This is a genomic window from Variovorax sp. 10L421 (assembly GCF_056395365.1).
In genome coordinates, this window is the sequence record NZ_JBFTJJ010000029.1 from 32,257 (window position 1) to 51,788 (window position 19,532).

Here is a 19,532-nt window from a genome sequence, read left to right on the forward strand (position 1 = left end):
GTGGCTAGCATCGGCCCCATTCCCTCTTTTCTCTTTTCCTCTTCCGGAGACAGCACATGGCCGCCAAAGCGCAATTCCACTGGGACGATCCCCTTCTTCTCGACCAGCAACTGACCGACGAAGAACGCATGATCCGCGACGCGGCCAATGCCTACTGCCAGGAGCGCCTCGCGCCCCGCGTCATCGAGGGCTTCCGCACCGGCGAGACCGACCCCGCCATCTTTCGCGAAATGGGCGCACTCGGCCTGCTCGGCCCAACCATCCCCGAACAGTACGGCGGCCCCGGCCTCAACTACGTGGCCTATGGCCTGATCGCCCGCGAAGTCGAGCGCGTCGACTCCGGCTACCGCTCGATGGCCAGCGTGCAGAGCTCGCTGGTGATGGTGCCCATCTTCGAATTCGGCACCGAAGGCCAGAAGCAGAAGTACCTGCCCAAGCTCGCCACCGGCGAATGGATCGGCTGCTTCGGCCTGACCGAACCCGACCACGGCTCCGACCCCGGCAGCATGGCCACGCGCGCCAAGAAGGTGCCGGGCGGCTATTCGCTCAGCGGCTCGAAGATGTGGATCAGCAACTCGCCCATCGCCGACGTGTTCGTGGTGTGGGCCAAGGAAGTCAGCGAAAGCGGCACCGTGGGCCCGATCCGCGGCTTCGTGCTCGAGAAGGGCATGAAGGGCCTGAGCGCCCCCGCGATCCACGGCAAGGTCGGCCTGCGCGCCAGCATCACTGGCGAAATCGTCATGGATGGCGTGTTCTGCCCTGAAGAAAACGCCTTCCCCGAAGTGCAGGGCCTCAAGGGCCCGTTCACCTGCCTGAACAGCGCCCGCTACGGCATCTCGTGGGGCGCGCTCGGTGCCGCCGAAGACTGCTGGCACCGCGCCCGCCAGTACACGCTGGACCGCAAGCAGTTCGGCCGCCCGCTGGCCGCCAACCAGCTCATCCAGAAGAAGCTGGCCGACATGCAGACCGAGATCACGCTGGGCCTGCAAGGCAGCCTGCGCCTGGGCCGCATGAAGGACGAAGGCATTGCTGCCGTCGAAATCACCTCGATCATGAAGCGCAACAACTGCGGCAAGTCGCTCGACATCGCCCGCATGGCGCGCGACATGATGGGCGGCAACGGCATCAGCGACGAGTTCGGCGTGGCACGCCACCTGGTGAACCTGGAAGTGGTCAACACCTACGAAGGCACGCACGACATCCACGCGCTCATTCTGGGCCGCGCCATCACCGGCATCGCAGCGTTTTCGAACTAACCCCCAGTCTTACTCACTTCGTGTAGACGCCAACCCCCTTTCAGGGGGCGATGCCAGCGGCCCGGCAAAGCCGGTTCCGCGGCATCCCTCGAACTGCAAGACAACACTGACGTAGATGACGATGAACAAACCTGCTGCGGCACTCGACGGCATCAAGGTCCTCGATCTGTCCCGCGTGCTCGCGGGCCCGTGGTGCACGCAGATCCTCGCGGACCTGGGCGCCGACGTCGTCAAGATCGAACGCCCCGGCGTCGGCGACGACACGCGCACCTGGGGCCCGCCCTTCATCAAGGACGCGGACGGCAACGATACCGACCAGGCCAGCTACTTCACGTCCTGCAACCGCAACAAGCGCTCGGTCACCATCGACATGGCCACGCCCGACGGGCAGGCGCTGCTCAAGCAGATGGCGGCGCAGGCCGACATCGTGGTGGAGAACTTCAAGACCGGCGGCCTGAAGCAATACGGCCTCGACCACGAGAGCCTGCGCGCGGCCAACCCGCGCCTCATCTACTGCAGCGTGACCGGCTTCGGCCACGATGGCCCGTACGCCGAGCGCGCGGGCTACGACCTGATGATCCAGGCCATGACCGGCATGATGAGCATCACCGGCCGTCCCGACGACGTGCCCGGCGGCGGCCCGCTGCGCGTGGGCGTGGCGCTGACCGACCTGTTCACCGGCGTCTACGCCAGCACGGCCATCCTCGCGGCGCTGCAGGTACGCGACCGCACCGGCGAAGGCCAGCACATCGACATGGCACTGCTCGACGTGGGCATGGCCATCCTCGCGAACCAGGCCAGCGCCTTCCTCAACACCGGCAAGGCGCCCGGGCGCCAGGGCAACACGCACCCGAGCCTCGCGCCTTATCAAGACTTTCCGACGCAGGATGGTTCGATGCTGCTGGCCATCGGCAACAACGGGCAGTTCGCGCGCTTCTGCGAAGCGGCCGGCCACGCGGAATGGGCGAGCGACGCACGCTTCGCGACCAACACGCTGCGCGTGAAGCACCGCCTGGTGCTGATCCCCATGATGGAAGAACTCACGCGCACCCGCACCACGGCCGCGTGGGTCGCGCTGCTCGAGGACAAGGCCGTGCCCTGCGGCCCGATCAATGACATCGCGCAGGCCTTCGACGACGCGCAAGTCCAGGCGCGCGGCCTCGCGGTCACGCTGCCGCGCAATGCGGGCGACGGCATCGCCAGCATCTCCGGCGTGGCAAGCCCGCTGCGCCTGTCGGCCACGCCGCCGGTGCTGCGCCATGCGCCGCCGGCGTTGGGGCAGCACACGCAGGAAGTGCTGACGGAAATGGGCATCGACGCTGCCCGCTTCGACGCCCTGCGCTCAGCCGGCGTCGTCTGAAGAAGAGGCCGGCATGACGAACCCGATGCGCCCGCCACCGTTCTCGGTGCTGCGCATCGACCACATCGTGCTGCGCGTGAAGGACATGGAACGCGCCGTCGCGTTCTATGTCGACGTGCTCGGATGCAACGTCGAGAAGCGCCGCGACGACCTGGGCCTGGTGCACCTGCGTGCCGGCGCCAGCCTCATCGATCTCGTCACGCCCGACGGCCCGCTGGGCCGCCAGGGCGGTGCGTTGCCCGGCGCCGAGGGCCGCAACGTCGACCACCTCTGCCTGCGCATCGAGCCCTTCGACGAAGCGGACATCCGCGCGCTGATGGCGCGCCACGGCGTGGCCCTTCACGGCGATGTGCAGAACAACTTCGGCGCCGAGGGCTACGGCCCGTCGATCTACCTGAGCGACCCCGACGGCAACACCGTCGAGCTCAAGGGCCCGGCCGCCTAGCTGCAGCCCGGCCGCCAGGCTGCTCCTGAGCGCCCGCTCCTCGGTTTTCTCTTTCGGTTTGTACGCCACTGTGTCTGGCCGGCGCAGCGTACACACGCGCATGCAAATCTGCCGGTGGCTCGACACATCGTGGATACAGCCCGCCGATGTAATTCATACATCGCCACCGACGACACATGCACCGAGGAGGCGATGGTGTTCAACCGACTCCTTCACCCTTCATCTTTGAAAGACATTGCCATGAAAACCACCAAGCTCCTGATCGCCGCCGCCGCTCTTTCCGCTTTCGCCATCGGCGCCAGCGCAGAGGACTACCAGGGCGTCCTGCAATTCCAGTCGTCCGCCAGCCGCACCGTCGTGCAAGCCGCGGGTGTGGTCGCCGCCCACGGTGCCGACCCGTACGCCGACGGCGCCACCGCAGGCGTGCCCGCCGTCATGGCCGGCCTGAGCGACCGTGCCCAGGCTCGCGCCGGCGCCATCGCCGCGGCCCGCGCCGGCAACATCTACGCAGACGGTGCAGGTGCCGGCCCCGACGAGCGCTTCACCAGCACGCTGGACCGCGCCGCGGTGCGCGCCCAGGCCGTTGCCACGGCCCACGGCATCGACCGCCTGGCCCTCTGAGCCCGGCCCGCACAACGCCACTTCCACCACGATCCCCTCTCATCCAAAGAAGCACCATGACCGACAAGCAAGTTCTCTACACCGGCAAGACCCACACCACCGGCGGCCGCCAGGGCGCATCGCGCAGCAGCGACGGCAACCTCGACATCCAGCTGTCGCCCCCCGGCGGCAACGGCACGGGCACCAACCCCGAGCAACTGTTCGCGGCCGGCTGGTCGGCCTGCTTCATCGGTGCCATGGGCAAGGCCGCGGGCGGCCTGAAGGTCAAGCTGCCGGCCGACCTGGCGGTGGATGCCGAGGTCGACCTGGTGCTGCAGGAGGGCCAGTACGTGCTGCAGGCGCGCCTGGACGTGAGCCTGCCGGGCCTGGACCGCGAGACCGCGCGCGCCGTGGTCGACACCGCACACCAGACCTGCCCGTACTCCAAGCTCACGCGCGGCAACATCTATGTCGAGCTGAATCTGGCCTGAGCCTTTTCGCCGATATGCGCGAGCCCGCCCCCTGTTTGCAGCGGGCGGGCTCGCGCATAGACTCCGCCTTCTCTGCAACCCAGGCCGGCCTCGCCGCCGGAAAGCGACGTATGAGCAGCAAGGTCTTCTTCGACGTGGGCATCTCGCTCGACGGGTACATGGCCGGCCCGAACGCCAGCCCCGGCAATCCGATGGGCGACGGCGGCCGCGCCATGCACGGCTGGATCTTCCAGACCGCCACCTTCCGCGAAATCCTCGGCATTCCCGGCGGAGGTGGCGAGCAGGGCACACCCGACGACGCGCGGGTCCAGCATGTGTTCGCACGCACCGGTGCCTACGTCATGGGCCGGCGCATGTTCGACGAAGGCGAGGTCGGCTGGCCCGAGAACCCCCCGTTCCGCGGGCCCGTGTACGTGCTCACGCATTCGCCGCGCGAACCCTGGGTGCGCCAGGGCGGCACCACCTTCCATTTCGTGACCGACGGCCTCGCGAGCGCGCTGGCGCAAGCCAAGGCCGCGGCCGGCGGCAAGGACGTGCGCATCTCCGGCGGCATCGACACCGTCCGCCAGGCCATCAGGGCAGGCTTGCTCGACGAATGCACGATCCACGTCGCGCCGAACCTGCTGGGCGCGGGAAAGCGGCTGCTCGACGGCCTCGCACCCGGCGAGATGAAGCTGGTGCCCGTGCGCGCCGACGGCTCGGCGCTGGTGACGCACCTGGACTACCGTTTCGCCCAGGCTTCGTGAGGCAGGGGGGCGTGGCGGGCGCTGCCTACCCCGCCCGTCCCATGGTCGCCACCCCGAACACCACGACCCCCAGCGCCAGGTTCACCATCACCAGCTGGCGCACGGTGTTCAGCCGCGCGGCCGCCGCTGGCCATGCGCTTTCGTCCACCGCGCGCCGCAGCGCCCTGAACACCGACGCGCGGATGTAGACATAGATCGCGGCCATCACGATCGCGATGCTCATCATCGCCTCGATGCGCCAGTGCACGGCGCGGAAGCCGCCGGCCGAGAGGATCATCGTCACGCCGGTCACGAACAGCAGCGTGACGGCCGCATCCACGCCGACGAAGAAGCGCCGCAGCGTCGCGGCCATCATGCGCAGCCGCAGCGGCGGCTCCAGCGTGGCGACTGCTGAAGGGCGCACCGCGAAGTGCATGGTGGCCATGCCGCCGACCCAGAAGGCGGCGCACAGCAGGTGGATGAAAAGTGCAATGACGTAGGACATGGGGCGCGATCAGACACCGAAATGCCGGACTGTGCAACGTCGTGACGTGCGGACAGGGCCGCGTCAGAATGCGGAGCTCGCCGTCGCGCATACCCAAAGAAAGCCAGGCTCCCATGACCCGCACCATCGCCCAGAAACGCGCCGACTTCCGCGCCCTTCACGAACGAGGCTGCTTCGTCATTCCGAACCCCTGGGACACGGGCAGCGCGCGCTACCTCGAAGGCCTGGGCTTCAAGGCACTGGCCACCACCAGTTCCGGTTTCGCGTGGTCGCAGGGCCATGCCGACGGTGCGATGTCGCGCGAATCGATCCTTGCTCATCTGCGTGAGCTGGTGGATGCCACCGACTTGCCCGTGAACGCCGACTTCGAGAACGGTTTTGCCGTCGACGCGCAAGGCGTGGCCGAGAGCGTGCGCCTGGCCATCGAGACCGGCGTGGCGGGCCTGTCGATCGAGGACTCGACCGGCAACGCGGCCGATCCGCTCTTTGCCATCGACGGGGCGGTCGAGCGCATGCGCGCCGCGCGCCAGGCCATCGACGCCTCGGGCGCCGACGTGCTGCTGGTGGGCCGCGCCGAGAACTTCTTTGTCGGCCGGCCCGACCTCGACGACGCCGTCGCGCGGCTCAAGGCCTACGCGAACGCGGGCGCCGACTGCCTCTACGCGCCCGGCATCAAGACCCGCGAGCAGATCGCGGCGGTGGTCGCTGCCGTGGCGCCCAAGCCGGTCAACCTGCTGGTCGGCGGGGCCAGCGAACTGCGCATGGTGGACATCGCCGAACTGGGCGTGCGCCGCGTCAGCGTGGGCGGCGGCATGGCGCGCGCGGCCTGGGGCGGCTTCATGCGCGCCGCGCGCACGCTCGCGGACGAGGGCCGCTTCGACGGTTTCGCGGATGCTGCGGCGGGAAGCGAACTCAACGCCTTCTTCCGTCCGTTCGCCGGCTGAGGCCCGTGGACGCGCTGCTCGCCGAGATCCGCAGCTGCCGCGTCTGCGCCGAACACCTGCCGTTGGGGCCGCGTCCCGTTGTGCAGGCCAGTGCCGGCGCGCGGCTGCTGATCGTCGGGCAGGCGCCCAGCCTCACCGTTCACAAGACCGGCGTGCCGTGGGACGACAAGAGCGGTGAGCAACTGCGCCGCTGGCTCGGCGTCGACCGCGCCACTTTCTACGACGCGGCACGCATCGCGCTCATGCCGATGGGCTACTGCTACCCCGGCCGCGGCAACAGCGGCGACCTGCCGCCGCGCAAGGAATGCGCGCCGCTGTGGCAAGACAGGCTGCTCGCGCAGATGCCGCGCATCGAGCTGACATTGCTCATCGGCCAGTACGCGCAGCGCCACTTCCTGGGCAAGACCGCGCGCGCCAACGTGACCGAGACGGTCGAGGCCTTTGCCGACTACGCACCGCGCTTCATTCCGCTGCCGCATCCGTCGCCGCGCAACACGGGCTGGTTCAAGCACCACCCGTGGTTCGAGAGCGAGGTGCTGCCGGTGCTGCGCGAGCGCGTGCGGCACGCGTTGGGGCCCGTCTTGTCTTATGGCGCCGTGGCCGCCGAAGTGCCCGCCGCCTCGAAAGGCCGCGCGGCGTAGACCACACGCCCGCCTACCACCGTCATCAGCGACACCGTCTTGCCGATGCGCTCCAGCGGCACGGTGAAGAAGTCCTGGTCGAGCACAGCGAAGTCCGCGAGCTTGCCGACCTCCAGCGTGCCGCGCCTGCCCTCGTCGAAGCTGAACCACGCGCTGCCCGCCGTGTAGAGCCGCAGCGCCTGCTCGCGAGTGGGTGTCTCGTCGGGCCCGCGCATCATCTTGCCGCTCACCGTCTTGCCGTCGAGCATCCACTGCAGCGCGACGAAGGGGTTGTACGAGGCCACGCGATGCGCATCGGTGCCAGCGCCCACGTTCACGCCGGTGCGCAGGGCCGTGCCGATGGGCGGCATGCGCCTTGCCGCGTCGCCACGCACGGCGAGCACGCGGTCGCCCTGGAAGTACATCGCGTCCTGCATGGTCCAGCCGATGCCCAGCGCCTTCATGCGCGCGAGCGTCTCGGGCGAAGCATCGTCCAGGTGCGCGATGGACCAGCGCAGGCCGTTGATCGGCACCTCGGCGTTCAGCTTTTCGTACAGCCCGAGCAGATGATCGGCCGAGCCGTTCTCCTGCCAATGGATGGTGACCGCGAGCTTCTTCGTGGCCGCCCACCTGATGAGCTCGTAGAACTTCGCCTTCACCGCTTCGTCGGGGAAGTTGTTGTTGTACATCGCGAGCGTCACGCGCTCGCCCAGGCCGTTGAACTTCAGCATGTCGTCGCCGAAGCCCATCGGCAGCATCTGCGTGAGGTCGCGAAACTCCTGCAGCTCGGCGCCGGGCTTCTGCGCGAACACGCTGTAGGCCACGCGCAGCGTCAGCGCTTTCTCGCGCCACAGCTCGAACAGCGCCGCGTACTGCGAGGGCGCAATGCTGAAGCCGCCCGGGTCCACCAGGCCGGTAATGCCGAGCCGGTTCAGCTCGGTGAAGAAGGCGCGCGTGCCCGCTACGTTGTCGTCGTAGGTCGGCTTGGGCAGCTTGTCGAACAGGGCCGAGATGCCGACGATGTCGCCGGTCATCCAGCCCGGCGCACCGTCGGGCGAGGGCTTCATGCCCGCAGGCAGGGTGCCGGCGGGAACGCCGAGTGCCTCGAGCGCCTTGGGCGTCATCACCACCGCTTCGTAGAAGAGCTGCACGTACACCGGGTGGTCCGGCGCGGCCTCCTGCAGCTCGGCCATCGTCGGACGCCGGCGCTCGGCGAACTGCTGCTCGGTCCAGCCGCCTGCAACGATCAGCCAGCCGCCGGGGCGGGCATTGGCAGCGGCGGTGCGGATGCGCGCCATGGCTTCGGCGATGGTGCCTGCGCCGATCCAGTTGACTTCGGTCGAATAGCTCAACGCCGCGCGCACCGCGTGCATGTGCGAGTCGATGAGACCGGGAATGACGGTGCGTCCGCCCGCATCGACGGCACGTGTCGCGGAGCCCGAGAGTGCGCGCATCTGCGCGGCATTGCCGACGGCCACGATGCGGCCGTCGCGCACGGCGAGTGCTTGCGCGGTGGTGCCGGCGGCATCGAGCGTGGCGATCTTCGCGTTGATGACGACGAGGTCGGCCGGCTGCGCCTGCGCGGCGCCGGGCATGAGAAAGCCGGCGACGAGGGCGGCCGCCGTGAAGAGCGTGCGGGTCATGTCAGTCGACCTTGATGCTCGCGGCCTTGACCACCTGCTGGGCCTTGCCGGTCTCGTCCACGAGGAACTTGTTGAACTGCGCCGAAGGCATGGTGAACGGCTCGGCACCGAGCTTCTCCAGCCGTTCCTTCAGCTCGGGCGACACCATGATCTTCGCGACCTCGGCCTGCAGCCGGTCGACCACCGGCTGCGGCGTCTTCGCGGGCGCGAACAGGCCGACCCAGAACAGGTACTCCGAGCCCGGCACGCCGGCCTCTGCGGTGGTCGGCGCATCGGGCAGGGCCGACGAGCGCTTGCCCGTGCCCACGGCCAGCGCCTGCAGCCTGCCGGTCTTGATGAGCGGCAGGGCGGACACCATCGGCGCGAAGAACCAGTCGACGCGCCCGGCCATCACCTCGGTCATGGCCTCGGGCGTGCCACGGAACGGCACGTGCTGCGCGTCGATGCCGGCCGCGAGGCGGAACACCTCGGCGTTCATGTGCGTGGCCGAGCCGTTGCCCGCCGAGCCGTAGTTGAAGCCGCCGGGCTTGGCCTTGGCCTTCGCGACGAGGTCCTGCACGTTCGCGAAATGCGAGGGCGCGGTGACCAGCACGTTGGGCAGGCTGGCCATCGGCGTGATGCCGGTGAAGTCCTTGATCGTGTCGTACGACAGGCCTTTGTAGATCCACGGGTTCACGAGGTGGCCGGCCGAATGCACCAGCAGCGTGTAGCCATCGGCCGGCGACTTGGCCGCAATGGCCGCGCCCAGCGTGCCTCCGGCACCGGGCTTGTTGTCGACGATCACGCTGGTGCCCAGTGCGGGCCCGAGCTTCTCGGCCACAAGGCGCGCGACGATGTCGGTGCCGCTGCCTGCGGTGAAGGGCACGACCAGCTTGATCGGCTGCGTGCCCGGCCACGGGCCCTGTGCGTGGGCGCCGGTCAGCGCGCAGGCGGCCAAGGCTGCTGCCGCCGCCAGTGTCTGCCTGCGGCTCCATGGGGATGTCTTCTTCATGCGTCTTGTCTCCGTTGAATTGTTCGATGAGCGATGAATGACCGAAAGAGGGGAGGCCGCTACGCCGGTGGCGCGTTCGGCATCACCAGCGCGACCAGCACCGGCCGGTTGCTCCGGTTCTCCAGCTGGCGCTTTTCACCGGGCGCGAAGCGGCAGCTGTCGTAGGGCTCGAGCACGTCTTCCTGGTGTGCGCCGTCGATCTCGCCGACCACGTGCAGCTGGCCTTCGAGCACGAGATACAGCTTTTCCATCGGCGAGCCGTCGAGACCGGTGTGGCCGCCTGGAAGGATCTGGCTCACGCCCATCCACATCTGCGTGGACGGCCCGGCCTCTTTGCCTTGCAGCCGCAGGCAGCGCATGTCGAAATGGTTGGGCGCCTCGTAGTGCGGCGCTTCGTTGAAACGGGTCACGTGCATGGTCGGGTGCTCCAGGGTTCAGGGTCGCAGCACGACGCGGTCGGTGCTGCCCGAGAGCACCAGCCGGTAGGCGTCGATCGCTTCGTCGAGCGTGAAGCTGCGTGCGACGGGAAAGGGCTTCAGCGTGCCGCGCTCGAAGCCTTCGCGCATGGCGTCGAGCTGCGCGGTGCTGGCGATGCAGTCCATCGCCAGCGAGTCGATGCCCACATAGGTGTGCATGCCCCGGTAGAACGCGAAGATGTCGAAGGGCACCGCGCGCTCGTGCGTGGCGATGAAGATCTGCGTCGCACCCTTGGCCATCGCCTTGTTGGCGGCCTCGAAGTAGGCGCTGCCGACGGTGTTGTAGACGATGTGCGCACCGCGCCCGTCGGTGAGTTCGCGCACCTGAGCGCCCACGTCGGCGTGGTGGCGCGCATCGATCACGTCCACCGGTCCGCTGGCAAAGCCCTCGAAGGGACCGGCATGCCGCTGTACCGCGATCACGCGTGCGCCGGCCTGCGAGGCCAGCTGCACCGCAGCCTGCCCGACTTTGCCGTTGGCGCCGAGCACCAGCACTGTCTGGCCCGCCTGCGGCATGCCGCTGCGGCGAAAGCCTTCGTAAGCGGTGACGAAGGGCACGCCCACCGCGCCGGCTTCGTCCATCGAGATGCCTTGGGGCTTGGCGCGCAGCGCCTGCTCGGGCAGCACGAGGTAGCGCGCATGCGAGCCGTCGCGTGTGATGCCGATGTCACCACCGGAGCCGTAGACCTCGCGGCCGATCCATTCGGATGGTCCGCTCACGACTGTGCCTGCGAAGTCGCGCCCCGGAGTGCGGGGCCACACGGCCTGCGGCATGAGGCCCAGCGTTGCTTTTACGTCGCTCGGGTTCACTGCGGCGGCGGCGATGCGTACCACGGCATGGCCGGACGGCGGGGCGGGTTCTGCCTGTGGCGAGGCGTGTAGTCGCAGCGCGTCGAGGTTGGCGGCTTTCTCGTTCACGCGCAATGCGCGGGAGGTGTGGGTCGTGTGCATGGCCGCGACGTTCATTTTTGGCTTCCTGCTTGCTGTGTTTGGGATTGCTTGTGTTCGGGGCGCGTGCACAGGCCACCGGGTACTCCCCTCCGCGAATGTCCCCCGGCTTCGCCTCCTCCTTTATTTCGCTGCGGGGAGCACCCGGTGCCCTGTGCACGGTGGGCGCTGCGCTTATACGAGCCGATCAACGACCGCGTCCATCGATCACGCTGGCGGGGTGCCTTGCGCAGCGAAATAAAGGAGGAGGCCGAAGGCCGGGGGACATTCGCGGAGCAAGGTACCCCGTCGGCGTGATCGCGCCCCGAACGACGCCGCGCACAACAAGGAGAGATGCGGGAGTCCACGCTAGCCCCTCGCATCCGGCAACCCCAGCATCGCGCGTGCCTCACGCGGATTCGCAACTTCACCGCCCAGGCTCACGAGGATGTCGCGTGCCTTCGCCACGAGCTGGGCGTTGCTCTCGGCGAGCACGCCCTTCTCCAGGTAGATGTTGTCCTCCATGCCCACGCGCACATGGCCGCCCAGCAGCCATGCCTGCGCGACGATCGGGAACTCCATGCGCCCGATGCCGAAGGCGCTCCAGAAGGCGCCGCGCGGCAGCATGTTGCGCGCATAGAGCAGCGTCTCGGGCGTGGGCGCGAAGCCGTACTTCACGCCGAGCACGAAGGTCCACATGGCCGGGCCGTCGAGCGTGCCGTCGGCGATCAGGTCGAGCGCGAGGTTGATGTCGCCGGAGTCGAAGATCTCCAGCTCGGGCTTCACGCCGGCCTCGCGCATCACCTTCGCCATGCGCCGCACGTTCTTCGGCGTGTTGATGACCACGTCGGGCCCCGAGTTCATGGTGTTGAGGTCGAGCGAGCACACGTCGGGCCTGATGAGCGCAATGTGTTCCACGCGCTTCTCGGGCGGCAGCAGCGTGGTGCCCGGTGCGGCGATCTTCGGATCGTCCTCGCTCGGAATGAAGCGCCCGCCCGGCCCGGTCGTGAGGTTGACGATCAGCTCGCGGTTCTCGCGGCGGATGCGCTCGACCACCTCGCGGTACAGCTCGACCTCCATCGAGGGCTTGCCGGTTTCGGGATGGCGCACGTGGATGTGCACCTGCGCCGCGCCGGCCTCGGCCGCGGCGAGGCACTCGTCGGCGATCTGCACCGGCGTGATCGGCAGGTGCGGCGTCTGCTCCGGCTTCACGAGGTTGCCCGTGACCGCGCAGGTGATGAGTGTCTTGGCGGTGCTCACAGGTGGCGCCCTCCGTCGACCACGATGCGCGTGCCGGTCACGAAGCGCAGCGTGGTGGCCAGCGCTTCGACCGTGGCAGCCACGTCGTCGGGCAAGCCGATGCGGCCCAGTGGTGTGGTGCTGGCCATCTTGTTCGCGAATTCCGCGCCGCGCCCGGGCACGAAACCCGATTCGACCGCGCCCGGCGACACCGACACCACGCGCACCGACGGCGCGAGTGCCTTGGCCAGCGCGTCGCCCACCACGTCGAGCCCGGCCTTGGCGGCCACGTAGGCGAGGTTGCTGCCCACGCCCGTGAAACCCGCGATGGAAGAGATGTTGGCCACCAGCCCGTCGCCGCTGGCCTTCAGCATCGGCGCAAAGGCGCGGATGGTGGCGAACACGCCGCGGAAATTGGCGCGCACGATGTCGTCGATGAGTTCGTCGGTCAGCGTGTCGAGGTCGCCTGCCGGCACCGGCTTCGTATGGCCCGCGCTGTTGACGAGGATGTCGCAGCGCCCGAGCGTGGCCTTCACCTCCGCCGCCGCGGCCACGAGGCTGGGCGTGTCGACGATGTCGGCGCGGATCGCGGCATGGCGCTGGCCGCTGACCGAGGGCAGGGCGGCCGCGCGCGCCGCCGCATCGTCGCCCTTGCGGTGCAGCAGCACGCAGGTGGCGCCGAGCGCGGCCAGGCGCGTGGCCGTGGCATAGCCGATGGCGCCAAGGCCGCCGGTGATGACGGCGACCTTGCCGTCGAGTCTGGAGACTGGATCGAAGCTCATGGATGTGAAAGGAGTGGATGAGTCGGTACGGAGTCTTTTCGCGGAACACCGCGGAACCGGCTTTGCCGGGCCGCAGGTGTTGCCCCCTCGAAGGGGGTTGGCGAAGCGACACGAAGTGCGCGCAGCCTGGGGGTGGTCAAGGTATAGGAGGGCGGGGGAACTTCATCTCGCCCGGTTCGAGTTCGAAGTCGTGGTGGAGTGACGCGCTCTTGCCGTCGGGGGCCAGTGCGAAGCGGCCGATGAGGCGGCGCGTCACGCCGAAGGTCGGGTCGCTTTCCAGGTTCTCGTCGTCGTCGGCGAAGACCTGCGTGATCAGCACCTTGTGGCCCGGCTTGCTCACCATGAAGTGCAGGTGCGCGGGCCGGTTCGGGTGGCGCACCTGCGCGCGCAGCAGCACGCCGCAGGGGCCGTCGGTCGGCACCGGGTAGCCGGCGGGACGCACGCTGCGGAAATGGAAGCGGCCCTCGGCGTCGGTGGAAAAGCGCCCGCGCAGGTTCATGTTCTCCTGCGACGGATCCTGGTTTTCGTAGAGGCCGATGGGCGAGGCCTGCCACACGTCGACCGTGGCGCCGGCCACCGGCTGGCCCCTGCCGTCGCGCACCGTGCCCGTCACTTCGAGCGGAATGCCCGGCGTGCCCGAGCGCGCGATGCTCTCGCCCAGTGCGCAGTCCGGCGAGTTCGCGCGCCAGAACGGCCCGAGCAGCGCGGCCGGCGATTCGCCATGCGGGTCCTGGTTGTTCTGCAGCGCGACCACGGTCGATACACCCAGGATGTCCGCCGCCAGCACCACCTCGTTCTTGGTCTCGCCCGTGGCATGGCCGATGGCGACGATGAATTCGAGTGCCTGCTCGAACTCTTCTTCCGTCAGCTTCACTTCCTGCACCAGGGCATGCAGGTGGCGCGTGACGGCTTCCATCACGGTGCGCAACCGCGGGTCGGGCGTGCGTTTCATGGCATCGAGCGTGAAGCCCAGCACCGATTCGGGGGAGGTGGCGATGTTCATGATGGATTCGTGCAATCGTTTGCACGATATTAGTCCAGATCGCTGAAAAGTAAAATGCCCCCGTTCAGCAGGTCGGGAATACCAGAACGCCCCGTGCACCCCTGACCGGCACGACAACCGTTTGCATCAATCCATGAGTACCAGCCCAACTTCCACGCCCGTGACCATCCGCGACGTCGCCCGCGCCGCCGGCGTGCACGTGTCGACCGTCTCCCGCGCGCTCAGCCCCGAGAAGCGCTCGCTGATCAGCGACGAGGTGCTGCGCGTGGTCGAGGAGGCGGCGCAGCGCCTGGGCTACCGGCCCAACCGCGCGGCCTCGGCGCTGCGAACGGGCCGCACCCACACCATCGGCGTGCTGGTGCCGGACATCACCAACGCGGTGTTCCCGCCCATCCTGCAGGGCATCGAGGCCAGCGCCGCGGCGCGCGGGTACTTCGTGTTCGTCACCAACGTCGTGGATCCCGCGCTCGCAAGGCCCGTGCTGGAGCGCATGCTGGCGCAGCGGGTGGACGGGGTGGTCATGGCCACCGCCACGCGCGACGACCCGCTGATCGAGTTCGTCACCCAGGCCGGCATGACCGCGGTGCTGGTCAACCGGGCCGACGAGACCGGCCGCCTGCCCGCGGTGGTCAGCGATGACCGGCTGGCGATGAAGCTCGCGGTCGATCACCTCGTGGGTCTGGGCCACAAGCGCATCGCGCACCTCGCGGGCCCGCAGAACATTCCCACTGGCGTGGGCCGTCGGCTGGGCGTGGAGCAGGCCTTGAGGGACCACCGCATGAAGCCCTTCCGCGTGGTCGAGTGCGCGAGCTACAGCCGCGAAGCCGGCGCGGTGGCGATGAAGCAGATGCTCGAAGCCGGCGCCGCCCCGCAGGCCGTGGTGTGCTGCAACGACCTCGTGGCACTGGGCGCCTACGACGCGCTGCGCGAAGCCGGCCTGCGCGTACCCAAGGACATTTCCATCACCGGCCACAACGACATGCCGCTGGTCGACATGGTCGACCCGCCGCTCACCACCATCCGCCTGCCGCACCGCGAGCTGGGCTGGCGCGCGGCCGAGATGCTGTTCGACGAGATCGACGGCCGTTCGATGTCGGCGTCGACCGTGGTGCTGCGGCCGGAGCTGGTGGTGCGCAAGTCGACTGCCAAGCCGTCCGCCGCGCGCTGAGCGCGGCAGGACTTATTTCATCCGCCACCACAGGGCCGCGATGTCGTCGCTCAGGCCCGCGAGCAGAAGCGCCACGGCGACCAGCGCGACGATCGCCTTCGCGCGTCGCGGCAGACCTTCGTTCGGCGCGAAGTCTTCGGCGCGGCCGCTGAAATGCACGCCGCAATGGGGACAGCGCAGCGCGTAGCCGAAGATGGGCTCCTTGCAACGGATGCAGGGCACTTCGTCCGGCCCCGGCTTCGCCGATGCGTCGGCGCCGTGCGATGCCTGCGCTGCTGCGCGCAGCTTCTGCTGCCGCGCGCGGCGTTCGCGGTGGGCGGCCAGGTCGATGGGGTCGTTGGAGTTCTCGGGCATGCTGCTGAAAACCAGTCTAGCTTGCGCGCGACGCGGCCTTCTTCCGCGCCGCCGGCCGACGTGGCGGCTTCGCCTCCAGCACCAGTTCTGCCGGCAGCGCGTCGTTCCACGATTCGGTGAAGTAGGCGCGGTCGCTCGGCACCAGCTGCGGCAGCGCTTCGCGCAGCGAGGCCAGCGACTGCTCCGCCGCTTTCAGGTCGCCCGCGTGCGCCGCGTACCAGGCGTGCTCGAACAGCAGGCTGCAGTGCTGCAGGCCCGGGTAGCGGCGCTGCCCGGCCCGGTGATCGGCCAGCCGCGCCTGCGCCACCTGCACCCAGTGCGCCGGCCAATTCGCGGCGTCGAAAGCGTCGGCCAGCGGACCGGCCAGCACCGAGACCGCGGCCGGGTCCAGCGGCTTCTGCGCGCGGAACTGCGCGAGCGTGGGCCGGGTCTCCGGCCTGCAGTGGCCGCGCGCGATGCGCATCAGGTAGATCGCGTTCCACGCCGAGCGGCCCTGCCCGTCGGCGTGGCTGCAGAGCCATTCGCTGAAGGCGATCCACTGCACGGCGCGGCGGGTGGTGTCGGCTTTGCCGTCGTGGGCGAGCGCGGGCAGGTCGGACAGTCCCACGCGGTCGAACAGCCATGCGGCCATGCCCATGTTGGCGGCCACGTGCTGTGCCGCGTCGAAGGAGTGCGACTCGAAGGCGGCCGCCAACGCCTCGCCGAAACGGCGCAGCGATTCCTCGGCGAGCGCGGCGGCTGCGGGCATGTCGTCGGCCGACAGCGCCAGCGCGCGCGAGCGGCACACCAGCGCCCAGAGGTTGCACCACTCGAAGCGCACGTCGGGGTGGTGCCGCAGCACCAGCGCGCGAGCCGCGTCTTCGGCCATACCGCCCAGCAGCGACTGCGCCAGCGGCAGGTCGCGCGCGGTGTAGGCACACCACGCCGAGACGATGCACTCCATCGCGCCGAGGTAGTCGTTGCCCGCCACGTGGTGCGCGAGCCGCTGCTTCTTGAGCGCCTGCAGCCGGCGCCGCGCCTGCTCGTTGTCGCCGAGGCGGCGCCACAGCATGGCCTCGTTGAGCGTGACCAGGGCGCGCTGGAAGTCGGTGGCGGCCAGCGTGCCGGCGAGGCGGATCGATTCGAGGGCGCTCCCGCCCGTGTTCTCGCCCGCCACGGGCGCCATCAGCCGGCCCTGCCGCGCCGCCTGCTGCGACGCGACCAGCTGCTTCCAGAAAGCCGCGTCCTGCAGGTGCACGGCATCAGGCGGCGGCGAGCCGGCGGCGGCCTGTGTTCCGCGCGAACGCAGCCCGAGGAACGACGCCACCTCGGCCGTCGTGGCCGCGCGGCCTTCGACCAGCACGCGCACGCGCTTCGCCTCGGCGGCCGGCAGCCAGAACGGGCCCTGGCTGCGCCGTTCTGCATTGAGGAAGCGGGGCTCGCGCTGCGTGTCCTCGCCCCAGCCGACCTCGATATGCCAGGCCTTGAAGTCGCGGAACGCGCGGCTCACGACCATGCGCAGCGTGCTTGCGTCGGACACCTCGCCGCGCAGGTCCGCCAGCCGCACGATGCCGGCGCCGGCATCGTGGGCATGCCGCATGCGCACCAGCAGCCAGAGCGACTGAAAGGCCGCGCGTCGGCCATTGACCGACTGCGGCGAAGTGAGTTCGATGTAAAGGAGAGCGGGAAGGACTGGCTTGGGCACGGCCCCGATTTGAACCTCAAATCCGGCGGTGTCAGTAACGGTCGCGGTCCAGCAGCTGCGGCACTTCGCTGCGCCCGATGCCCAGGTCGCGCAGCTCGTGATCGCTCATGTGCGAAAGCTGCGACGCATCGGCGCGCATGCGGCGGCGATCCATCACGCGGCGGTGCCAGCCGCGCAGGGCATGGATCAGGCGTTGATGGAAGGACGATGGCTTTGGCGCGGTCACGATGGGCTCCTTGGTTGGGAGCGCTCATCTTCAGGCGACGCATGCTATTGTGGAAGTTGAGATTCCTGACACTTGCCATCACTTTTCCTGATGTGAACCGATGCGACAACTCAACCTCGACCAGCTGCGCACCCTCATCGCTATCGTCGACCTTGGCACGTTCTCGGCGGCGGCCAGGGCGCTGCACCTCGCGCAGCCCACGGTGAGCCTGCACATCAGCGAACTCGAATCGCGCCTCGGCGCACCGCTGGTGGTGCGCGGCAACCGGCGCATCACGCCGACGGCGGCGGGCGCCGCGCTGGTGGAGCGCGGGCGCAAGCTGCTGCGCGACACCGACGACGCGATCGAGACCGTCAAGCGCCAGGCCGAAGGGCGCGTGGGCCGCGTGCGGCTGGGCACCTCGACCGGCGTGCTGGTCGACCTGCTGCCACAGGTGCTGGAGGCACTGGGCGCGGAGCATTCGGGCATCGACGTCGAGGTGAGCATCCGCGGCTCCTACGAGGCCATGGAGCGGCTGGCGGCGGGCACGCTCGACATCGGCCTGGTCGCCATTCCGCAGCCGCCGCTGCGCGGCATCGTCGTTACGCCATGGTGCAAGCAGCCCATGATGGCTTTCGTGCCGCGCCGCTGGAAGGCGCCGAGGCGCGTCACGCCGGCCTGGCTGGCGGCACAGCCGCTGATCTTCAACGAAGCGACCACGCACATGTACCGCCTCACGATGGAGTGGTTCGCCGCCGCCGGCTTCGCGCCGCGCGCGCGCATCGAGCTCAACTACGACGCCGCCATGCGCAGCCTCGTGGCCGCCGGCTACGGTGCCTCGCTGCTGCCGCTGCAGCAGTCGACCGACACGGTGTCCGGCAACGACCGCATGCAGATCCTGCCGGTGAGCCCGAAGCTCACGCGCTGCGTGGGCATCGCGCACCGCCAGCATGCGCTGCTCGACGGTGCGACGCTGAGCGTGCTCGAGGTGCTGAAGACCTTCAGTCAGGCCTGAGCCATGTTCATCGGCCTTGCGCCGGCCCGTTCGGAATACCCTCGATGGGGCACTCCGGCGTGCCCGCCGTGCTGCGCGTGAGCGCTTCCACCATCTCGCGCGTTCCTTCGGGGTCGTTGATCCACTTCGCGTAGAAGTCGTAGGGGCAGGCCGCCAGCCCCTTGTCGCCGTCGCCCGAGTTGATGGTGCCGGTATAGCCGCGGTGCAGCAGCTTGAACAGATGGTTCTGCGACTGACCGTTCCTGCGCGCGTCGCGGATCAGGCTCATCGACAGTTCGGCGTAGTTGATGCCCATCTCCTCCTCGCCGCACTCGCCCAGCGTGCGGCCGTCGAAGCCGATCAGCGCCGAGTGGCCGAAGTACGAGTACACACCGTCGAAGCCCGCCGCGTTGGCCACCGCCACGTAGGTGTTGTTCATGAAGGCCATGGCCTTCGACACCAGGATCTGCTGCTCCTTGGACGGGTACATGTAGCCCTGGCACCGCACGACGAGCTCGGCGCCGCGCATCGTGCAGTCGCGCCAGATCTCGGGGTAGTTGCCGTCGTCGCAGATGATCAGGCTGATCTTCATGCCCTTGGGGCCCTCGCTCACGTAGGTGCGGTCGCCCGGATACCAGCCCTCGATGGGCACCCACGGCATGATCTTGCGGTACTTCTGGACGATCTCGCCCTGGTTGTTCATGAGGATCAGCGTGTTGTAGGGCGCCTTGTCCGGATGCTCCTCGTGGCGCTCGCCGGTCAGCGAGAACACGCCCCACACGTTGGCGCGGCGGCAGGCGTCGGCGAAGATCGCGGTCTCCTCGCCCGGCACGGTGGCGGCCGTGTCGTACATCTCCTTCTCGTCGTACATGATCCCGTGCGTCGAGTACTCCGGGAAGATCACCAGGTCCATGCCCGGCAGGCCCTTCTTCATGCCGACCAGCATCTCGCCGATCTTGCGGGCGTTGTCCAGCACCTCGGCCCTGGTGTGCAGGCGGGGCATCTTGTAGTTGACGACCGCGACGCCCACGCAATCGCTGCTGCTCGAAATATCACCGTGTCTCATGACGCTGCTCCTGAAGGATGGTTGAGAAAGAAAAACAGGAAAGCCCGGATCGGC

General features: G+C 68.9%; 22 protein-coding genes. 10 read left to right on the forward strand and 12 right to left on the reverse strand.

Translation table 11 applies throughout. The features are described 5' to 3' along the window. The first annotated feature begins 56 nt into the window (after window positions 1-56). The 6 genes from AC1DFC_RS25900 (at window position 57) to AC1DFC_RS25925 (ending at window position 4,898) form a co-directional block, all read left to right on the forward strand. Window positions 57-1,256 carry an acyl-CoA dehydrogenase gene (locus AC1DFC_RS25900; RefSeq protein ID WP_007832596.1) on the forward strand — a complete coding sequence of 400 codons (1,200 nt, stop codon included), beginning with the start codon at window positions 57-59 and terminating at the stop codon, window positions 1,254-1,256. A 115-nt stretch (window positions 1,257-1,371) separates the two neighbouring features. After that, on the forward strand, window positions 1,372-2,616 hold the full coding sequence (locus AC1DFC_RS25905) for a CaiB/BaiF CoA transferase family protein (protein ID WP_413335263.1): 1,245 nt from the start codon (window positions 1,372-1,374) through the stop codon (window positions 2,614-2,616). 13 nt (window positions 2,617-2,629) lie between these two features. Continuing rightward, the gene (locus AC1DFC_RS25910) at window positions 2,630-3,061 is read left to right on the forward strand and encodes a VOC family protein (RefSeq protein WP_478180250.1); all 432 of its coding nucleotides are present in this window, start codon (window positions 2,630-2,632) and stop codon (window positions 3,059-3,061) included. Between the two features lie 240 nt (window positions 3,062-3,301). Further along, window positions 3,302-3,682 (forward strand): helicase SNF2, encoded by a 381-nt coding sequence (locus AC1DFC_RS25915; protein ID WP_478180251.1) that lies wholly within the window; start codon window positions 3,302-3,304, stop codon window positions 3,680-3,682. A 56-nt stretch (window positions 3,683-3,738) separates the two neighbouring features. Further along, window positions 3,739-4,152, forward strand: a complete 414-nt coding sequence (locus AC1DFC_RS25920) for an organic hydroperoxide resistance protein (RefSeq protein ID WP_478180252.1) — start codon at window positions 3,739-3,741, stop codon at window positions 4,150-4,152. 110 nt (window positions 4,153-4,262) lie between these two features. Then, on the forward strand, window positions 4,263-4,898 hold the full coding sequence (locus AC1DFC_RS25925; RefSeq protein ID WP_007832585.1) for a dihydrofolate reductase family protein: 636 nt from the start codon (window positions 4,263-4,265) through the stop codon (window positions 4,896-4,898). Between the two features lie 25 nt (window positions 4,899-4,923). On the opposite strand, the gene AC1DFC_RS25930 is transcribed toward AC1DFC_RS25925, so the two are convergent. Then, window positions 4,924-5,382: a CopD family protein gene (locus AC1DFC_RS25930; protein WP_413315025.1), complete on the reverse strand. Its 459-nt coding sequence runs from the start codon at window positions 5,380-5,382 to the stop codon at window positions 4,924-4,926. Between the two features lie 113 nt (window positions 5,383-5,495). Between AC1DFC_RS25930 and AC1DFC_RS25935 the strand changes: the two genes are divergently transcribed. Continuing rightward, window positions 5,496-6,326, forward strand: coding sequence for an isocitrate lyase/PEP mutase family protein (locus AC1DFC_RS25935; protein ID WP_413335273.1), 831 nt, complete (start codon window positions 5,496-5,498; stop codon window positions 6,324-6,326). A gap of 5 nt (window positions 6,327-6,331) precedes the next feature. Further along, window positions 6,332-6,967 (forward strand): uracil-DNA glycosylase family protein, encoded by a 636-nt coding sequence (locus AC1DFC_RS25940; RefSeq protein WP_007832582.1) that lies wholly within the window; start codon window positions 6,332-6,334, stop codon window positions 6,965-6,967. Here AC1DFC_RS25940 and AC1DFC_RS25945 read toward each other — a convergent pair. The 7 genes from AC1DFC_RS25945 to AC1DFC_RS25975 form a co-directional block, all read right to left on the reverse strand. After that, window positions 6,913-8,589, reverse strand: coding sequence for an amidohydrolase (locus AC1DFC_RS25945; protein WP_413335276.1), 1,677 nt, complete (start codon window positions 8,587-8,589; stop codon window positions 6,913-6,915). The genes AC1DFC_RS25940 and AC1DFC_RS25945 overlap by 55 nt on opposite strands. A gap of 1 nt (window position 8,590) precedes the next feature. Further along, window positions 8,591-9,580, reverse strand: coding sequence for a tripartite tricarboxylate transporter substrate binding protein (locus tag AC1DFC_RS25950; protein ID WP_413315032.1), 990 nt, complete (start codon window positions 9,578-9,580; stop codon window positions 8,591-8,593). Between the two features lie 59 nt (window positions 9,581-9,639). Further along, window positions 9,640-9,996: a cupin domain-containing protein gene (locus AC1DFC_RS25955; protein ID WP_007832571.1), complete on the reverse strand. Its 357-nt coding sequence runs from the start codon at window positions 9,994-9,996 to the stop codon at window positions 9,640-9,642. A gap of 18 nt (window positions 9,997-10,014) precedes the next feature. After that, window positions 10,015-11,022: a quinone oxidoreductase family protein gene (locus tag AC1DFC_RS25960; protein ID WP_007832570.1), complete on the reverse strand. Its 1,008-nt coding sequence runs from the start codon at window positions 11,020-11,022 to the stop codon at window positions 10,015-10,017. Window positions 11,023-11,352: 330 nt separating this feature from the next. Continuing rightward, window positions 11,353-12,243, reverse strand: coding sequence for a beta-keto acid cleavage family enzyme (locus tag AC1DFC_RS25965; protein WP_007838705.1), 891 nt, complete (start codon window positions 12,241-12,243; stop codon window positions 11,353-11,355). Continuing rightward, window positions 12,240-13,004 carry an SDR family NAD(P)-dependent oxidoreductase gene (locus tag AC1DFC_RS25970; protein WP_413315035.1) on the reverse strand — a complete coding sequence of 255 codons (765 nt, stop codon included), beginning with the start codon at window positions 13,002-13,004 and terminating at the stop codon, window positions 12,240-12,242. Before AC1DFC_RS25970 ends, AC1DFC_RS25965 begins: the two co-directional genes overlap by 4 nt. A gap of 136 nt (window positions 13,005-13,140) precedes the next feature. Further along, complete coding sequence (locus tag AC1DFC_RS25975; RefSeq protein ID WP_007837932.1) at window positions 13,141-14,007, reverse strand: dioxygenase family protein; 867 nt, start codon at window positions 14,005-14,007, stop codon at window positions 13,141-13,143. Between the two features lie 133 nt (window positions 14,008-14,140). Here AC1DFC_RS25975 and AC1DFC_RS25980 point away from each other — a divergent pair, with 133 nt between their 5' ends. Beyond that, the gene (locus AC1DFC_RS25980; RefSeq protein WP_007837931.1) at window positions 14,141-15,175 is read left to right on the forward strand and encodes a LacI family DNA-binding transcriptional regulator; all 1,035 of its coding nucleotides are present in this window, start codon (window positions 14,141-14,143) and stop codon (window positions 15,173-15,175) included. A gap of 12 nt (window positions 15,176-15,187) precedes the next feature. Here AC1DFC_RS25980 and AC1DFC_RS25985 read toward each other — a convergent pair whose 3' ends face one another. The 3 genes from AC1DFC_RS25985 to AC1DFC_RS25995 are packed head-to-tail and all read right to left on the reverse strand — an operon-like array spanning window position 15,188 to window position 17,439. Further along, on the reverse strand, window positions 15,188-15,529 hold the full coding sequence (locus AC1DFC_RS25985; RefSeq protein WP_413335281.1) for a hypothetical protein: 342 nt from the start codon (window positions 15,527-15,529) through the stop codon (window positions 15,188-15,190). A gap of 16 nt (window positions 15,530-15,545) precedes the next feature. Then, window positions 15,546-17,213, reverse strand: coding sequence for a hypothetical protein (locus tag AC1DFC_RS25990; RefSeq protein ID WP_413335283.1), 1,668 nt, complete (start codon window positions 17,211-17,213; stop codon window positions 15,546-15,548). Window positions 17,214-17,244: 31 nt separating this feature from the next. Beyond that, entirely contained in the window at window positions 17,245-17,439 is a 195-nt protein-coding gene (locus AC1DFC_RS25995) for a YjiS-like domain-containing protein (protein ID WP_007837912.1), read from the reverse strand. 100 nt (window positions 17,440-17,539) lie between these two features. On the opposite strand from AC1DFC_RS25995, the gene AC1DFC_RS26000 reads away from it, so the two are divergent. Continuing rightward, complete coding sequence (locus tag AC1DFC_RS26000; protein ID WP_413335285.1) at window positions 17,540-18,433, forward strand: LysR family transcriptional regulator; 894 nt, start codon at window positions 17,540-17,542, stop codon at window positions 18,431-18,433. 7 nt (window positions 18,434-18,440) lie between these two features. On the opposite strand, the gene AC1DFC_RS26005 is transcribed toward AC1DFC_RS26000, so the two are convergent. Beyond that, a complete protein-coding gene (locus AC1DFC_RS26005; RefSeq protein ID WP_007837909.1) occupies window positions 18,441-19,478 on the reverse strand; it encodes an aliphatic amidase in 1,038 nt (345 codons plus the stop codon). Window positions 19,479-19,532 lie beyond the last annotated feature (54 nt).

Coding starts and splice junctions, on each gene's coding strand:
- AC1DFC_RS25900 (WP_007832596.1), top strand. CDS start 57: ATGGCCGCCAAAGCGCAATTCCACTGGGACGATCCCCTTCTTCTCGAC.
- AC1DFC_RS25905 (WP_413335263.1), top strand. CDS start 1,372: ATGACGATGAACAAACCTGCTGCGGCACTCGACGGCATCAAGGTCCTC.
- AC1DFC_RS25910 (WP_478180250.1), top strand. CDS start 2,630: ATGACGAACCCGATGCGCCCGCCACCGTTCTCGGTGCTGCGCATCGAC.
- AC1DFC_RS25915 (WP_478180251.1), top strand. CDS start 3,302: ATGAAAACCACCAAGCTCCTGATCGCCGCCGCCGCTCTTTCCGCTTTC.
- AC1DFC_RS25920 (WP_478180252.1), top strand. CDS start 3,739: ATGACCGACAAGCAAGTTCTCTACACCGGCAAGACCCACACCACCGGC.
- AC1DFC_RS25925 (WP_007832585.1), top strand. CDS start 4,263: ATGAGCAGCAAGGTCTTCTTCGACGTGGGCATCTCGCTCGACGGGTAC.
- AC1DFC_RS25930 (WP_413315025.1), bottom strand. CDS start 5,382: ATGTCCTACGTCATTGCACTTTTCATCCACCTGCTGTGCGCCGCCTTC.
- AC1DFC_RS25935 (WP_413335273.1), top strand. CDS start 5,496: ATGACCCGCACCATCGCCCAGAAACGCGCCGACTTCCGCGCCCTTCAC.
- AC1DFC_RS25945 (WP_413335276.1), bottom strand. CDS start 8,589: ATGACCCGCACGCTCTTCACGGCGGCCGCCCTCGTCGCCGGCTTTCTC.
- AC1DFC_RS25950 (WP_413315032.1), bottom strand. CDS start 9,580: ATGAAGAAGACATCCCCATGGAGCCGCAGGCAGACACTGGCGGCGGCA.
- AC1DFC_RS25955 (WP_007832571.1), bottom strand. CDS start 9,996: ATGCACGTGACCCGTTTCAACGAAGCGCCGCACTACGAGGCGCCCAAC.
- AC1DFC_RS25960 (WP_007832570.1), bottom strand. CDS start 11,022: ATGAACGTCGCGGCCATGCACACGACCCACACCTCCCGCGCATTGCGC.
- AC1DFC_RS25970 (WP_413315035.1), bottom strand. CDS start 13,004: ATGAGCTTCGATCCAGTCTCCAGACTCGACGGCAAGGTCGCCGTCATC.
- AC1DFC_RS25975 (WP_007837932.1), bottom strand. CDS start 14,007: ATGAACATCGCCACCTCCCCCGAATCGGTGCTGGGCTTCACGCTCGAT.
- AC1DFC_RS25980 (WP_007837931.1), top strand. CDS start 14,141: ATGAGTACCAGCCCAACTTCCACGCCCGTGACCATCCGCGACGTCGCC.
- AC1DFC_RS25985 (WP_413335281.1), bottom strand. CDS start 15,529: ATGCCCGAGAACTCCAACGACCCCATCGACCTGGCCGCCCACCGCGAA.
- AC1DFC_RS26000 (WP_413335285.1), top strand. CDS start 17,540: ATGCGACAACTCAACCTCGACCAGCTGCGCACCCTCATCGCTATCGTC.
- AC1DFC_RS26005 (WP_007837909.1), bottom strand. CDS start 19,478: ATGAGACACGGTGATATTTCGAGCAGCAGCGATTGCGTGGGCGTCGCG.